This is a genomic window from Pseudomonas sp. Q2-TVG4-2 (genome assembly GCF_013620795.1).
In the GTDB taxonomy this organism is placed as follows: Bacteria; Pseudomonadota; Gammaproteobacteria; order Pseudomonadales; family Pseudomonadaceae; genus Stutzerimonas.
Genome location: NZ_LGLW01000003.1, coordinates 191,742 through 206,928, shown reverse-complemented (window position 1 = coordinate 206,928; position 15,187 = coordinate 191,742). Strand labels below are relative to the sequence as shown.

At 62.4% G+C, this 15,187-nt stretch carries 14 protein-coding genes; 6 read left to right on the top strand and 8 right to left on the bottom strand.

Annotated elements, in window-relative coordinates; genetic code table 11:
* Positions 1-106 precede the first annotated feature (106 nt).
* From rpoZ to H3028_RS07335, 4 genes are all read left to right on the top strand, one after another.
* On the top strand, positions 107-370 hold the full coding sequence (rpoZ, locus tag H3028_RS07350; RefSeq protein WP_025240123.1) for a DNA-directed RNA polymerase subunit omega: 264 nt from the start codon (positions 107-109) through the stop codon (positions 368-370).
* 59 nt (positions 371-429) lie between these two features.
* Positions 430-2,538: a bifunctional GTP diphosphokinase/guanosine-3',5'-bis pyrophosphate 3'-pyrophosphohydrolase gene (spoT, locus tag H3028_RS07345; protein ID WP_181296381.1), complete on the top strand. Its 2,109-nt coding sequence runs from the start codon at positions 430-432 to the stop codon at positions 2,536-2,538.
* Between the two features lie 105 nt (positions 2,539-2,643).
* Positions 2,644-3,024 carry a RidA family protein gene (locus H3028_RS07340; protein WP_181296380.1) on the top strand — a complete coding sequence of 127 codons (381 nt, stop codon included), beginning with the start codon at positions 2,644-2,646 and terminating at the stop codon, positions 3,022-3,024.
* 44 nt (positions 3,025-3,068) lie between these two features.
* On the top strand, positions 3,069-5,177 hold the full coding sequence (locus H3028_RS07335) for a CHASE2 domain-containing protein (RefSeq protein WP_258237724.1): 2,109 nt from the start codon (positions 3,069-3,071) through the stop codon (positions 5,175-5,177).
* A 6-nt stretch (positions 5,178-5,183) separates the two neighbouring features.
* On the opposite strand, the gene H3028_RS07330 is transcribed toward H3028_RS07335, so the two are convergent.
* The 3 genes from H3028_RS07330 to H3028_RS07320 form a co-directional block, all read right to left on the bottom strand.
* Positions 5,184-5,774: an OmpA family protein gene (locus H3028_RS07330; RefSeq protein ID WP_181296379.1), complete on the bottom strand. Its 591-nt coding sequence runs from the start codon at positions 5,772-5,774 to the stop codon at positions 5,184-5,186.
* A gap of 5 nt (positions 5,775-5,779) precedes the next feature.
* Positions 5,780-6,256: a FecR domain-containing protein gene (locus H3028_RS07325; protein ID WP_181296537.1), complete on the bottom strand. Its 477-nt coding sequence runs from the start codon at positions 6,254-6,256 to the stop codon at positions 5,780-5,782.
* 195 nt (positions 6,257-6,451) lie between these two features.
* Positions 6,452-6,673, bottom strand: a complete 222-nt coding sequence (locus H3028_RS07320; RefSeq protein WP_181296378.1) for a hypothetical protein — start codon at positions 6,671-6,673, stop codon at positions 6,452-6,454.
* Positions 6,674-7,165: 492 nt separating this feature from the next.
* On the opposite strand from H3028_RS07320, the gene H3028_RS07315 reads away from it, so the two are divergent.
* Positions 7,166-9,133, top strand: coding sequence for an AAA family ATPase (locus H3028_RS07315; RefSeq protein ID WP_181296377.1), 1,968 nt, complete (start codon positions 7,166-7,168; stop codon positions 9,131-9,133).
* Between the two features lie 100 nt (positions 9,134-9,233).
* On the opposite strand, the gene H3028_RS07310 is transcribed toward H3028_RS07315, so the two are convergent.
* On the bottom strand, positions 9,234-10,307 hold the full coding sequence (locus tag H3028_RS07310) for a GlxA family transcriptional regulator (protein ID WP_181296376.1): 1,074 nt from the start codon (positions 10,305-10,307) through the stop codon (positions 9,234-9,236).
* A 111-nt stretch (positions 10,308-10,418) separates the two neighbouring features.
* Here H3028_RS07310 and H3028_RS07305 point away from each other — a divergent pair, with 111 nt between their 5' ends.
* Positions 10,419-11,696, top strand: coding sequence for a tetratricopeptide repeat protein (locus H3028_RS07305; protein ID WP_181296375.1), 1,278 nt, complete (start codon positions 10,419-10,421; stop codon positions 11,694-11,696).
* Positions 11,697-11,740: 44 nt separating this feature from the next.
* Here H3028_RS07305 and H3028_RS07300 read toward each other — a convergent pair whose 3' ends face one another.
* From H3028_RS07300 to H3028_RS07285, 4 genes are all read right to left on the bottom strand, one after another.
* Positions 11,741-12,358 (bottom strand): TPM domain-containing protein, encoded by a 618-nt coding sequence (locus tag H3028_RS07300; protein ID WP_181296374.1) that lies wholly within the window; start codon positions 12,356-12,358, stop codon positions 11,741-11,743.
* Positions 12,359-12,504: 146 nt separating this feature from the next.
* Positions 12,505-13,263, bottom strand: coding sequence for a YgcG family protein (locus H3028_RS07295; protein ID WP_181296373.1), 759 nt, complete (start codon positions 13,261-13,263; stop codon positions 12,505-12,507).
* Complete coding sequence (locus H3028_RS07290) at positions 13,260-13,883, bottom strand: LemA family protein (RefSeq protein ID WP_181296372.1); 624 nt, start codon at positions 13,881-13,883, stop codon at positions 13,260-13,262. Before H3028_RS07290 ends, H3028_RS07295 begins: the two co-directional genes overlap by 4 nt.
* 63 nt (positions 13,884-13,946) lie before the next feature.
* Entirely contained in the window at positions 13,947-15,170 is a 1,224-nt protein-coding gene (locus tag H3028_RS07285) for a CaiB/BaiF CoA-transferase family protein (RefSeq protein ID WP_181296371.1), read from the bottom strand.
* Positions 15,171-15,187 lie beyond the last annotated feature (17 nt).

Here is a 15,187-nt window from a genome sequence, read left to right as displayed (position 1 = left end):
CTAGGCGCGGGACGTTTTACCGCTTCCCTATTGGCTGGTGATTTTTTAGACTATCCCGTCCGCTCGCCCATTTGGGCATGCTTTACCGTTATTGATGAGGAACACCATGGCCCGCGTTACCGTTGAAGACTGTCTGGACAACGTAGATAACCGCTTCGAGCTGGTCATGCTCGCCACCAAACGCTCGCGTCAGCTGGCTACCGGCGGCAAGGAGCCGAAAGTGGCCTGGGAAAACGACAAGCCGACCGTGGTTGCCCTGCGTGAAATCGCTTCCGGCCTGGTGGATTACGATGTCATCGCCCAAGACGATATCGTCGATGACGAGCCGCTGTTCGTGCAGTACGAGGAAGAGTCAAACGAGGCCCTCTGATTAATGCCAGGTCGAAGTCGAACCGCAAACACAGCGCCCAGCCGGCAAGGAGCAACACCTTGCCAGCCATAGACGTTCTTGCTGATCGCCTGTCGACCTACCTCGGCGCAGACCAGGTCAACCTGGTGCGCCGTGCCTATTTCTATGCCGAGCAGGCCCACGACGGCCAGCGCCGGCGCAGCGGTGAAGCCTACGTCACCCACCCCCTCGCAGTAGCCAACATCCTCGCTGATATGCATATGGACCATCAGAGCCTGATGGCCGCGATGCTGCATGACGTCATCGAGGACACCGGTATCGCCAAGGAAGCGCTCAGCGCGCAGTTCGGCGATACCGTCGCCGAGCTGGTGGACGGGGTCAGCAAGCTGACCCAGATGAAATTCGAGACCAAGGCCGAGGCCCAGGCCGAAAACTTCCAGAAGATGGCCATGGCCATGGCGCGCGACATACGCGTGATTCTGGTCAAGCTCGCCGACCGTCTGCACAACATGCGCACGCTCGAAGTGCTCGCCGGTGAAAAGCGCCGCCGCATCGCCAAGGAAACCCTGGAAATCTACGCGCCCATCGCCAACCGGCTGGGCATGCATGCCATGCGTGTGGAATTCGAAGACCTGGGCTTCAAGGCCATGCATCCCATGCGCTCGGAACGCATCCGCGCCGCCGTCCGCCGCGCTCGCGGCAACCGCAACGAGATCGTCGACAAGATCGAACAGTCACTGATCCACTGCCTCGAGCGTGAAGGCCTCGAAGGCGAGGTGATGGGCCGCGAGAAGCACCTGTTCAGCATCTACAAGAAGATGCGCGGCAAGCGCAAGGCATTCAACGAGATCATGGACGTGTATGCCTTCCGCATCGTTGTCGACAAGGTTGACACCTGCTACCGAGTGCTCGGCGCGGTGCATAGCCTCTATAAGCCGCTGCCCGGTCGCTTCAAGGACTACATCGCGATTCCCAAGGCCAACGGCTATCAGTCGCTGCATACCACGCTATTCGGTATGCACGGCGTGCCCATCGAGATCCAGATTCGCACCCGCGAGATGGAAGAGATGGCCAACAACGGCATCGCCGCACACTGGCTGTACAAATCGAACGACGATGAGACGTCCAAGGGCACGCACGCCCGCGCGCGGCAATGGGTCAAGGGCGTGTTGGAATTGCAGGAGCGCGCCGGCAATTCACTGGAATTTATCGAGAGCGTGAAGATCGATCTGTTCCCGGATGAGGTCTATGTCTTCACACCCAAGGGCAGCATTATGGAGCTTCCCAAGGGCTCGACTGCCGTGGATTTCGCCTACGCAGTGCACACCGACGTCGGCAACACCTGCATCGCCTGCCGCGTCAACCGTCGCCTGGCACCGCTGTCGCAAGCCCTGGAAAGCGGCAGCACCGTGGAGATCGTTACCGCGCCCGGCGCAAGGCCAAATCCGGCGTGGCTTAATTTCGTGGTCACGGGGAAGGCGCGTACACACATTCGCCATGCGCTCAAACTGCAACGCCGCTCGGAGTCGATTAACCTCGGCGAACGCCTGTTGAACAAGGTGCTCACCGGGTTTGAAACCAATCTGGACAGGATTTCCCCTGAGCGCATCCAGACAGTGCTCAATGAATACCATATGGAAGTGGTCGAGGATTTGCTTGAGGACATTGGTCTGGGCAATCGCATGGCCTACGTGATCGCCCGACGCTTGCTGGCCAGTGAAGGCGAGCAGGCACCGAGCGTCGAGGGACCGCTGGCCATTCGCGGCACCGAGGGCCTCGTGCTCAACTACGCCAAATGCTGCACGCCGATCCCAGGTGATCCCATCGTTGGCCATCTATCCGCCGGCAAAGGCATGGTGGTGCACCTGGACACCTGCCGGAACATTGCCGAGGTCCGCCACAACCCGGACAAATGCATCCAGCTATCCTGGTCCAAGGATGTCACTGGTGAGTTCAACGTTGAACTGCGCGTCGAGCTGGAACACCAGCGCGGCCTGATCGCCCTGCTGGCCGGTAGCGTCAACGCCGCCGACGGCAACATCGAGAAGATCGGCATGGATGAGCGCGACGGCCGCATCAGCGTCGTTCAACTGGTCGTCAGCGTGCATGACCGCGTGCACCTGGCCCGCGTAATCAAGAAGCTTCGTGCAATTAAGGGCGTCATGCGCATCACCCGAATGAAAGCCTGATTCGACGCGCCCACCCTGTCTACCCGGATACCGAGCGTAGGGCTTTTGCAACCCCGCCTCAGCCCGTATGCTCTGGGGCTGCATTCTTCTACCAGGAGCACCCCCATGAGCAAGACCGTGATTCACAGCGACAACGCGCCCGCGGCTATTGGCCCTTATTCCCAGGCGATCAAGGCCGGCAATACCGTTTACATGTCCGGGCAGATCCCCCTCGACCCAAAGACCATGGAACTGGTGGAGGGCATCGAAGCGCAGACCGTACAAGTATTCGAGAACCTCAAGTCGGTAGCCGAAGCCGCCGGCGGCTCGCTGAAAGACATCGTCAAGCTGAACATTTTCCTCACCGACCTGGGCAACTTCGCCACGGTCAACGAAGTCATGAGCCGCTACTTTCAGCAGCCCTACCCGGCCCGCGCCGCCATCGGCATCGCCGCGCTGCCAAAGGCCGCACAGGTGGAAATGGACGCTATTTTGGTGCTCGACTGAGCCAGCCAGCCTAGCCAACCGGCCGGTTGCGGGGAGCGCGACTGATGATACCGCCCCGAATTCGGGCGCCGCGCCTGCTGCTCGCGATGGCCGGATTGCTTGCTGCTTGCGCGCTATATCTAACCGAACCGCTGATGCTGCAAAGCCTGCGCAACAGCCTGTTCGATCAGTATCAACGCTGGCAGCCTCGGCCAGCACCCGCGCAGACCGTGGTTCGGGTGGTGGACATCGACGAAGCCAGTCTCGCACGCCTCGGACAATGGCCCTGGCCACGGGATCTGCTGGCGCAGTTGGTGGAACGCTTGCGCCATGCCGGCGCCGCGGTGGTGGTGTTCGATGTGCTATTCGCCGAGCCGGACCGCAGCTCCCCGCACCGTCTTGTAAACCAGCTGAAGCTGCCAGCCGGCCTCGCCGAAACGCTCGGCACCCTGCCCAACCACGACCGGCTTTTCGCCGCTGCGCTCGAGCACCAGCCCAGCGTCCTCGGCTTCGCCACCACACGCGCACCTTCGCCGATCACACCGCTAAGCCGCTTTGGCATCCAATCGCACGCGGGCGCGAAACCGCCTGGCTTTTCTGTCTACGCCGGGACCACCAGCGCGCTCCCTTTACTCGAGAGGGCTGCCGTCGGCAGCGGCGCCATGGCCTTCAGGGCCGATGCCGATGGCGTGGTGCGACGTGTGCCCGTAATGATTCGCGTCGGCGAGCACCTACTCCCCTCACTGACTGCCGAAGCGCTTCGGGTCTATCTCGGACAGAACCACTATCGCATCGAGACCGCGGCGGGCGGTGCGGTCGAGCAGGTCAGAATCGGTCGATTGATTCTTCCCACCAACCGCCGGGGTGAGCTCTGGCTGCACTATCGCCGCGACCTGATCGCACAGACGGTGCCCGCCTGGCGCGTGCTGGACGGGGCGTCTATGGAGCCATTCGAGGGCAGCATCGTGTTGATCGGCAGCTCGGCTCAGGGCTTGCAGGATCTTCGTTTCAGTCCACTCGGAGGGATGATTCCAGGCGTCCAGGTGCATGCCCAGGCAATCGAACAGGCATTGGCCGGCACGCCACTGCAGCGCCCGTTCTGGGCCAGTTCGGTCGAGGCGCTTACGCTGTTGCTGGCTGGCCTGATGCTGTGTCTTCTGACCCTGAGGAACGGTGCCTTCACCGCCGCCTGGGTCGCCGCAACAATGGTGGCGGCGCTGCATGCCGCAGCCTGGTGGGCCTATTCGCGGCACGGGCTGCTGCTCGATGCGCTCACGCTATCGATTGGCCTGTTGCTGATCTACCTCGGCACCAGCCTCGCACGACACCGCGCCAGTGAACAGCAACAACGCTGGGTGCGCAATGCATTCTCACGCTATATCTCGCCGAACCTGGTCAACCACCTGGTCCGCCATCCCGAGCAGCTGCAGCTCGGCGGTGAGCGTCGCTGCTGCAGTTTCGTCTTCACCGACATCACCGACTTCACCAGCCTGATGGAGCGGCAGTCACCGGAGCAGGTTGTGGGCATGCTCAATGAATATCTGGAGGGCATCATTCAAATTGCCTTCCGCCACGAAGGCACGCTCGAGCGCATCGTTGGTGATGGCATGGCGATCCTTTTCTCGGCCCCTCTGGTGCAGCCTGACCACCAACGGCGCGCCCTAGCTTGTGCATTAGAGATTCGCGGTTTCACCCGAACCTTCACGGCTGCCCAGCATGCTGCCGGCATCCCACTCGGGCGCACGCGCATCAGCGCGCACAGCGGTGAGGTCGTCGTCGGCAACTTTGGTGGCGAAACCCTGTTCGATTACCGCGCATTGGGCGATGCGGTCAACGTGGCGGCGCGCTTGGAAGGAATGAACCGCTATCTGGGCACTGAGCTCTGTGTCTCGGAAACCATCCGCGCAGCCAATCCGAACGTGCCGATGCGCGCCGTCGGCGATGTGTTGCTCAAGGGTAAAGCGCGACAGATCCGCCTTTACGAGCCCTGTGAAACGAAGGATGACTGCGGCTATGACGCAGCCTATGCGCTGCTCGCTAGCGAACATGAAGAGGCTACCGAGACCTTCGAACGGCTGCACGCCGAGCGACCCGATGACGCCTTGGTGCACTACCAGCTGCAGCGGCTACGGGCCGGACAGCGAGGCGAGCGCATCCTGATGACGGAAAAGTGAAGCAGCTCAGCGAACGCTGACTTCGACCCGGCGGTTGCGCGGTTCGGACACGCCATCCGGCGTATCGATCAACAGGTTGCGCTCGCCATGCGAGGAAACGCTCAGCTCGATCACCTCCATGGCTCGGCTGCGCAGCATGTCCGCAATCGCCTGAGCACGGATCAGCCCCAGCTGCTCGTTCCAGACCGGACCGCTTAGCGTATCGGTATGACCGATGACCGAGACGGCAGACGGCCCGCGCAAGCGGATCGCCTCGAAAACCTGCTCGATGGCTCGCTGCGATTGCTCGGTCAGCTCGGCGCTCCCGATCTGGAAGTACAGCTGGAAGCGCTGTGGCAAGGTCGGCTGGGCGGCCAGCGCCTCGGAGAAATCATGGGTAATGCGCCGCTCGCCGATATTGAACGGGCGCGAGCCAGGCCCGCGGCCGCCGATCGCCACAGCCTGGTGCGTACGATCGAGGCGAGTCTGGCCATTGGCGTCCTCCACCAGCACCGCGCCGGTAGTGCCGTCCGGGCTCTCCAACAGCACCACATAATCTCCCGTCACGCAGCCCGACAACAAAACGAAACACAGCAGTATGAATCCATATCGCAGCATCTTTATCACTGGCCGACCTTCACCAGGAAGTGGGTACCGCGCACCCCGATGGTACCTGTGGGGGTTTTCAGCTCGACCGCCTCGGGCTTGAGCTTGGCGATCACGCCAGAAATGAAATTCAACGTACCGCGACTGATGCGGGCGCTCAGCCGCAGCTCCTCGCGGATGGGTTCGAACTCGTATTCATCGAGAGTGAATTCACTGTTGGGGCCTAAGGACATCACCGTGTTATCGCTGAGCGTCACGCCCATCGAGCCCTGCGCGCCGGTACGCAGCACCGCGCCGAGAATCACGGCCTGGCCGACGGCCGCGTCGATCGTCTGTCCGCGGCTGGTAACCGTCGCCTCGCCCTTCACCTTCATGATGTAGCCGATCGGCTCGCTCAATTCCTGCGCCTGCCCCAACGAGGGCAGCGCCAGCAGAGCGACGATCAGCATCGATCGGGCGCTCTTCAGCATGGCGAAGCTGCTTTCATACATCATCACTTCCAGTCTCCGTAACGGGTCGCCAACCTTTCGATCACTGCCCGAGGCACTCTTATCGGTGGCCTGACGCGCGCGTCAGGCGAACGCTGCAGAATGCCGGATGACCTTTGCGAAATACAAGCGAAACGGCGAGACCTGCCCCACAGAGTGGCCTCTCGGGCCGCGCCGTGACGCTTCGGAGAAAGGCGTGGGCTAGGCGGAAGCGAATCGCCCAGCGGACAGCGCGGTGCCACCATCCCACAGGTTCTGATCAGCGAGCTGGCAAGTATCGACATAGCGCGGCGCGCCATTGATCTCTTCCAGTTCGGTCATACCTGCCAGCTGACTGACAATGCGGTAACGCTTGCCGGCGGACTTGTCTTGCAATGGATACAGCGACGCGATCTGCTGCGCCAGCTCAGTGAGGGTAGACATGGTGCGGGTACTGCTCTGACTGCGAAAGGCAGGCTATGTACTACGAATCTTCAATGAAATCGCTAAACGTCCGACGTCCAGCAGCCCGCTCATCGGAAACGATGTTTGCCCTTGCGAAAACGTCATGACATGAGCTTCGCCAGGCGGCGCGCGTCCCTGCGGAGGTTTTGAAAATCCGCCAATCAGCCTCGCTCGGGGCTCGTGAATCTGTAGCCCACCGTAAGCATTTCGTTCCACGACCGAATGGTCATTCGTCGAAAACCGGCCCGCCATTCGTCGCAACGCCACGCGCATAATGGCACTTGCCGTATCCTCGCCGGCTATCGGAGCCCAAGTGCCCGATCGGCAGTCCGGCATATAAATCGCATCCCACAAGCGCGCACTGCCCAGCGCCACCCAATTGGCGCCTGCGGGGCTTCCCCGTGAATAACTGTGGTCCGCCTTTCAAGGCGGTTGTTTGTCGAACATCGGGCTTCCCCGATTGGATGTGAAATGAAAACACCACGTCTGCTACAAGGTCGTCGCGGCCCTGTGCTATCCGTTTTGCTGGTGCTGGTCATCGCTGCTTGTGTGGCCTACTGGCAGCTCAAGCCTGCGGTCCCGGCCACGCCTTCGACAGGCGTTGCCGCCAGCATGCTCGAGGCCCTGCGGGAATCCACCGATCCCTGGGAAACCAACCGCCAGGACCTTTCGGTGCTCATGAATGATCTGCGTGGCGCGACCATTTCAAGTGCCGCGCTCGGCAAGGATGCGGTCTACATCAGCCGGAACGATGGTTTGCGGTACTGGGTGCCGGATCAATCCGGCCGTGTGGCCCAGCTGCTACTCAACCATTACGCCAGCAGCGAGGGCCTGCTCTTCCCCCTGACCCTGTTCGAAACCGACGGTGAGGCGCCCTGGTACAAGTCGGTAGTACCCTATGCGCCGTTCATCCTTCTGTTGGTCGGCGCGCTTATCTATTTGGTGGTTAAAAATCAGGCCTTCCAGGTGCAGCGCAAGGGTAGCGGCATCAGCTTTGCCGACGTGATCGGCGCCAGCGAAGCCAAGCAGGCACTCACCGATGTCACCAACTATCTACGCAACCCCGCCGCCTATGCGGCGCTGGGCGCCCGCCCACCCAAGGGCGTACTGCTGACCGGCGAACCCGGTACCGGCAAGACCCAGCTGGCCAAGGCGCTGGCGACCGAATCCAACGCCAGCTTCATCCAGGTCACAGGCAGCGATTTCTCCTCGATGTACTTCGGCGTGGGCATCCAGAAGGTCAAGGCGCTGTTCCGCACTGCGCGCAAGCAAGCGCCGTGCATCATCTTCATCGACGAGATCGATGGCATCGGCAAGCGCGCCGAGCAACAGCGCTCGAGCGATGCCGAGAGCAACCGGATCATCAACCAGTTCCTCGCCGAGATGGACGGCTTCGACGGCGCCAGCGGCGTGCTGGTGCTGGGTGCGACCAACTTCCCTAATTCATTGGATCCGGCGCTGGTGCGCGAAGGCCGCTTCGACCGCTCAATCGCCGTCGGTCTGCCGGGACTCAACGATCGTGAAGCGCTGTTTCGCCTGTACGCAGGGAAGATCCGCGCCGAGCAGGACCTGGATTTCGCGCAACTGGCGCGCAACACCGTCGGTCTGACGCCCGCCGCCATCGCCTATATCGCCAATCATGCAGCATTGCTCGCAGCACGAGGCGCGGCCAGCAAAGTGAGCATGGCGCACTTTGTCGATGCCGTGGAAACCTGCCGTATCGGCGAGCAGCCTTCGGGTGTCACGCCGATGTCGGCCACTGATCGCAAACGCATCGCCGTGCACGAAGCCGGTCACGCGCTGGTCGCCGCCGCGCTGAAAGTCGGCCGGGTGGAAAAGGTCACCATTCTACCGCGCGGCCAAGCGCTGGGCGTGACGCTGGTAACGCCGGTGGAGGACAAACGCCTGCACATGGAGTCCGAGCTGCGCAACCGCATTCAGATGTTGCTGGCCGGCCGCGGTGCCGAGCAGTTGTATTTCCACGAGGTCTCATCCGGTGCCGGGCAAGATCTGCAGGAGGCCTCGAAGATCGCCTTGTCGATGGTCGGCGCGCTGGGCATGGGGCCGAGCGGTTCGCTGTTGAGCCTGCAGGCCGTGCGTGACGCGCATATTGAGTTCGATTCGGGCGACTCCATTCGCGCGGCGGATAATCTGCTCAAGCAGCTGGACCGCGACTGCATGGCACTGCTGCAGCGCCTGAAACCTGCGCTGGATGAGATCGCTGACCGGCTGCTGGCCGACGAAACCGTGCCCGGCGAAGAGGTACTCGCAGCCATCGAGCGCCTGCCCGAGCAACATCACGAGGCCAGCGTCAGCTCAATCATCGGTCACGCCATGAGCAGCATCGATCGTGTCGCTGCCAGTGCCCTGGACAATGCCGATCGCTTCGAACTGGCATTGCCGGAACAGCCAGACGACGACGGCCCAGGGATGATCTGAGCCGGCGATCCTTACTCGCAACGGCCGCAGGGCAGCGGCCAAGCGCGGCCTCTGATGCGAAACACGCCGGTGCGCTGCCTCGTCTCGTCACGAACCCACCTCAGCCGATTGCCGCGTCCGTCAAAGTCGCTACACCGGCTAACCGCCGCGCCAACATGCCGAAGCGTCGGCGGTACTGGGCTGGCGTAAGGCCCACTTTGCGTCGGAACAGACGACCGAAAAAGCCCGCATCCTGGTAGCCCACCTCCCAGGCGATCGCCTCCACGGCCAGGATGCTGCTCTCCAGCAGCTGCTTGGCCTCTTCCAGCCGCAGCGTATGCACATAATCCAGCGGTGTCAGGCCGGTGGCCAGAGCGAAGCGCCGCTGAAACGTCCGCTCCGGCAAGCCGCTGATACGCGCCATCGCCGCGACAGGCGCTACAGCGCTGTAATGGTGTGCCGCCCACTCCTGACAGCGGGCAATGACCGGATCGGCCAGCTGACTGGTGCGCATCATCGCGGCATAGGCCAACGGGCTGGTCGCATCCCAGTCGAACAGGTTCATCCGTGCGACCTCCATGGCCTCTCTGGCGCCAACGAAGCGGGCGATAAGAAACAACCCCAGCGCATGCCAGCTACTGCCGCTGCCAGACATCACCAGCCGCTGCCCGACACCGGCATTGACCAACGCCTTGTCCGGCTGCCAGTGCACGTCCGGATATTCACGCCGCAGGCAGTCGCAGTAGCCCCAGTGAGAGGTGCCTTCGCAACCTTTCAGCAGCCCCGTACGCGCCAGCAGCCTCGCCCCGGAACAGGCGGCCGCGAGTGTCGCTCCGGCCTCGTAGCGCTCGCGCATCCAACGCGCCTCGCGGTCATAACGATCGTCCAGGGGCTCCCAAGGGCTGATCGCCAGATCACTGATAATCAGCACGTCTGGCGGCGGGGCGTCATCCAGACTCGCGTGAGGGTGGATCGGTACGTCGTTGTACACCCGCAACGGCAGGCCATCGCGGCTGACAATCAGCGGAGCGAAAGGCGACTCGACGTCTACCTGGTTCATCAACTGCTGCCAATCACGGCGGGTTCCCAGCAGCAAATCGTAGAGTCCGAACAGGGTCGATGCCGTGGTGTCGGGTGTTGCCAGCAGGGCAACGGTCAGGGGTGGCAGGCTCTTAGCAGTATCTGAACGAGTCATGGCGGAAATGGCCGTATTGTTTCCAAGATCGCTTTGGTCCGACTCGCCCGTAACCACGACTATGGCTCCGCTGGCCCCTGCCAGCGAACTGGACTCCTGGAGCATAGAACAATGAAAGACGCGCATGGATACCAACTGACCGGTTGCAACAGCCAGGCACAGGCTTTGCTCGAGCAGGCCCTCTCGCAGTTCCGCTGCCTGCGCACCGATCCGCTGGCAAGCACCGAAGCCGCTGTCGAGGCTTCCCCTGAATTGGTGATGGGCCACATCCTGCATGCCTGGCTTTACCTGCTAGGCACCGAAGCGGCTGCGACGCCGATTGCGCAGGCTGCGCTTGAACGCGCCCGCGCACTGCCGCACAACGACCGCGAGGCACGCCATATCCAGGCGTTGCAGCTGCTGGTCGACGGCCATTGGCACGCATCGGGGCGCACACTGGAAGACCTCAGCCTCGATTACCCCCATGACTTGCTGGCCTTGCAAGCCGGCCATCAGCTGGATTTCTTCACCGGCGATGCACGCATGTTGCGTGACCGCATCGCACGGGTATTGCCGGACTGGTCGCCAGCGGTGCCCGGTTATCACGCCATGCTCGGTATGTACGCCTTCGGGCTGGAAGAAACCGGTGACTATCAGCGGGGCGAGCGGTATGGCCGCGAAGCCGTGTCGCTGCAACCCGACGATGCCTGGGCGCAGCATGCTGTTGCGCATGTGCTGGAAATGCAGGGTCGCCGCGAGGAAGGCATCGCTTGGATGCGCGGTAGTCCTGCCTGGCAACAGGACAGCATGCTCGCCGTGCACAATTGGTGGCACCTGGCGCTGCATTATCTGGAACAGGACGAGTTCGACACTGTGTTGGCATTGTTTGACGGGCCGATTGCCGGCCACGAGAGCGCTCTAGCATTGGAATTAGTCGACGCCAGCTCGATGCTCTGGCGCCTGCAATTGCGAGGCGCGGAGGTCGGCGATCGCTGGGCCGGCGTGACCGAGCGCTGGGCAGCGATGGCGACGGATGGCCGATACGCCTTCAACGACTTCCATGCGGCGATGGCCTTTGCCCGCAGCGGTCGCGAAGACCTGCTCGGTCAACTGCGCGAAGCACAGCGACGCGCGTGTAGGAAGGATGATGATAACGCGCGCTTCACTCATTTGATCGGTGCGCCGGGCGTGGAAGCGATAGTGGCATTCGTCGATGGGGAGTACAGGCGTTGCGTGGACTTGCTGCGGCCGGTGCGAAGCCAGGCCCACCTGTTCGGCGGCAGTCATGCCCAGCGTGACCTGATCGATCAGACACTGATTGCCGCAGCCCGCCGCAGCGATCAGGACAAACTGGTCCGCGCACTACTTCGCGAACGCGAGCTCCTGGCCCAACAGCGCAGTGTGCGCTGAAGCAAGGGGGATGTCCGCAACGCGGGCATCCCCCTTCTTGGTTTCTAGGGCAGCACTACTAGATGGTTGGGCAGCTCATTGCGCTCATGGGTAGCCGGGACGTGTTGCTTGAGCAGCGAGCCACAGGCCTCGATACAGCCCAGGAAGCCCTGAAGCACCTGCCCGTCGCGCACCTTCCCGGTAAAATTCGCGACAATCGACTCCCAGGCACTGTTATCGATACGACTGGAAATGCCTCGATCCACCAGAATCTCCACATAACGCTCGGCCTCGGAGACGAAGATCAGCATGCCGGTCCCGCCGTCGGTGTGGTGCAGGTTCAGTTCGATGAACTGTCGCCGCGCCAGGTTGCAGGCCCGCCAATGGCGGACCGAGCGTGGGATCAACCGACTGGTTAGCTTGGGCATACGGAATATCACCGCTAGCACGATAAAGGTCAGCCATTGCACCAGCAGCAGCTGCCAGGCGGCCAGCCAGCCGCTGAAAAACAGCAGCGCGCCGGGCAACAGCAGCGAGATCAGGCTCGCCCATAGCAACGGGATATAGCGATAGTCATCGGCCTGCGCTGCCAACACCGTTACCAGCTCGGCATCGGTGTCCCGCTCGATACGGTCGATCGCTTCGGCCACTTGCTGCAGCTCGCTTTCGGTCAAAAGGGTCATTGCGTTTCCATCATTGATGAGGCTCTCGTCATTCTGATCAGGTGATTGGGTACGCATCGGTTCGTGGACCAGCTGCCATCCCATCACGCGAATTCAGCAGAGTGTGTGGCCTTGTTGTGCTTTTGGTGAGGCTCGTTCAGGGCTGATCACCAGCCGCCGGAGGCGCCACCGCCGCCAAAGCCACCACCGCCGCCGCCGAAACCGCCGCCGCCAAAGCCACCGCCTCCGCCGCCACGGCCCATGCCCCCGAGCAAGGCACCCAGCAGCAGCGCGCGGCCGGCGCCGCGTCCGCCGCCACGGCCACCGCGGCCACCCCCAATCACGAAGATCGCCACCAACATCAGGAAGAAGCCGAGAATGCCGAGGCCACCCGGCTCCTGCGCGCCCATCGGCATTGCTGGGCGCATGTCAGCAGTGCGCAGTGGATCGCCGCCAAGTACCTGGATCATTGCCGCGGCGCCCTCGGTAATGCCACCGGTGAAATCGCCCTCGCGGAAGGCCGGCGTAATGATCCGGTTGATGATCACCGACGATTGCGCATCGGTCAGCCGTCCCTCGAGCCCGTAGCCCACCTCGATACGGATCTTGCGGTCATCGCGGGCGACGATCAGCAGGGCACCGTTGTCCTCGCCCTTTTGACCGATGCCCCATTCCCGGCCCAGCTGAACGCCGAACTCTTCGATACCCTGCCCCTGCAGATCAGGCACGGTGACCACCACGACCTGTTCACTGGTGGCCTCCTCGTGAGCGGCGAGCATGCTGGTCAGACGCGCTTCGGCCTGCGTATCGAGCAGCTCGGCTTGATCAACCACCCTGCCAGTCAGCGCTGGCAGTTCCGCTTGCTGGGCGACGACGCCGCTGGCCCAGAGCGACAGGGCCAGGATCAGTGGGAACCGGAAGGTCATTGAAACTGCACTTGCGGCGCTTGTTCGGCGTTCTCCGCAGTCGCCTCGAAGTTCTCGCGGATCGGCATGTCGCTGTACATCAGGGTGTGCCAGATACGCCCGGGGAACGTCCGGATCTCAGTGTTATAACGCTCAACCGCAGCGATGAAGTCACGGCGCGCCACGGAGATACGGTTCTCGGTGCCTTCGAGCTGCGACTGCAGCGCGAGGAAGTTCTGATTGGATTTCAAGTCCGGATATCGTTCGGAAACCGCCATCAGACGGCTCAAGGCACCGGTCAGTTGATTCTGCGCCTGTTGGAAACGTTGCAGTTTTTCCGGATCGTCCAGATCATCGGCACTGATCTGGATCGACGTTGCCTTCGAGCGGGCCTCGGTAACTGCAGTCAGGGTTTCCTGTTCCTGACGGGCGAAGCCCTTGACCGTCTCGACCAGATTGGGAATAAGGTCGGCGCGGCGCTGGTACTGGTTTTCCACTTGGGACCAGGCGGACTTCACCTGCTCGTCGTACTGGGGGATGTTATTGATGCCGCAGCCGGCCAACAGCCAGGACATGAATAGGACAACCATCAGCTGTCCGGTGATTCGATAACGCTGCGTCTGCATGATTCGCTCGTCCATCCAAAAATCCAGGGTACAGGAATAAGGATAGCCAAGCGTCTCGAGAGTTCAGCCGCACAAGGGTCAGATCACCCCAGACTGGCGCAGGGAAAGGATCTTCTCGAAACTCAGGCCGACCAACCGTTGCAACAACGCTTCGCTGTGCTCTCCGAGCAATGGCGGCGCGCTGCGGTATTCCACCGGCGTTTCGGAGAGGCGGATCGGGCTAGCCACCTGCGGCACACTGCCGGCGAGCGAATGCGGCATATCCACGTGCATGCCACGAGCTTGTACCTGTGGATCGGCGAACACCTGGGCCAGGTCGTTGATTGGCCCGCAGGGCACCCCCGCTTGCTCCAGCGCCGCCACCCATTCGGCTGTGGTGCGGAACACCGTGACCTGACGAATCATCGGCACCAGCTCCTGACGATGAGCCACCCGCGCCTTGTTGCTGGCGAAGCGCGGGTCATCGGCCCACTCGGGGCGCCCGGCGACTTCGGCAAATTTGCGGAACTGCCCATCATTGCCCACGGTGAGGATGATGTCGCCGTCCGCTGTGGGGAAGTCCTGGTAGGGCACGATGTTCGGATGAGCATTGCCCATGCGCTTGGGTGGCACACCAGTGGTGAGGTAGTTCATGGCCTGGTTGGCCAGACAGGCGACCTGCACGTCCAGCAGGGCCAGCTCCACATGCTGGCCCACCCCCTTCTGCTCGCGGTGATTGAGCGCGGCCAGCACGCCGACGGTAGCGTAGAGCCCGGTGAGGATGTCGGTGAGTGCTACGCCGACCTTGACCGGCCCGGCGCCCTCCTCACCTTCGGCACGCCCGGTCAGGCTCATCAGGCCACCGAGCCCCTGAATCATGAAGTCGTACCCGGCACGCTGGGCATAGGGGCCGTCGCTGCCGAAACCGGTGATCGAGCAATAGATCAGCCGCGGGTTGATCGCCTTGAGGCTTTCATAATCCAGCCCATAGGCGGCCAGCCCGCCAACCTTGAAATTCTCCAGCAGCACGTCGCACTTCGCCACCAGATCGCGAATGATCCGCTGACCTTCGGGCTGGGTGAAATCCAGCGTGAGCGACTGTTTGTTACGGTTGGCCGAGAGGTAATAAGCGGCTTCCGATGTGTTCTCGCCCTGCGCATCCTTGAGGTATGGCGGCCCCCAGTGACGGGTGTCGTCGCCCGTGCGCGGACGCTCGATCTTGATCACCTCGGCGCCGAGGTCACCAAGTATCTGTCCAGCCCAGGGGCCGGCAAGCACACGCGATAGATCGAGAACGCGGATATGGGAAAGGGCGCCGGACATGGACGAAGCCTCAAGAT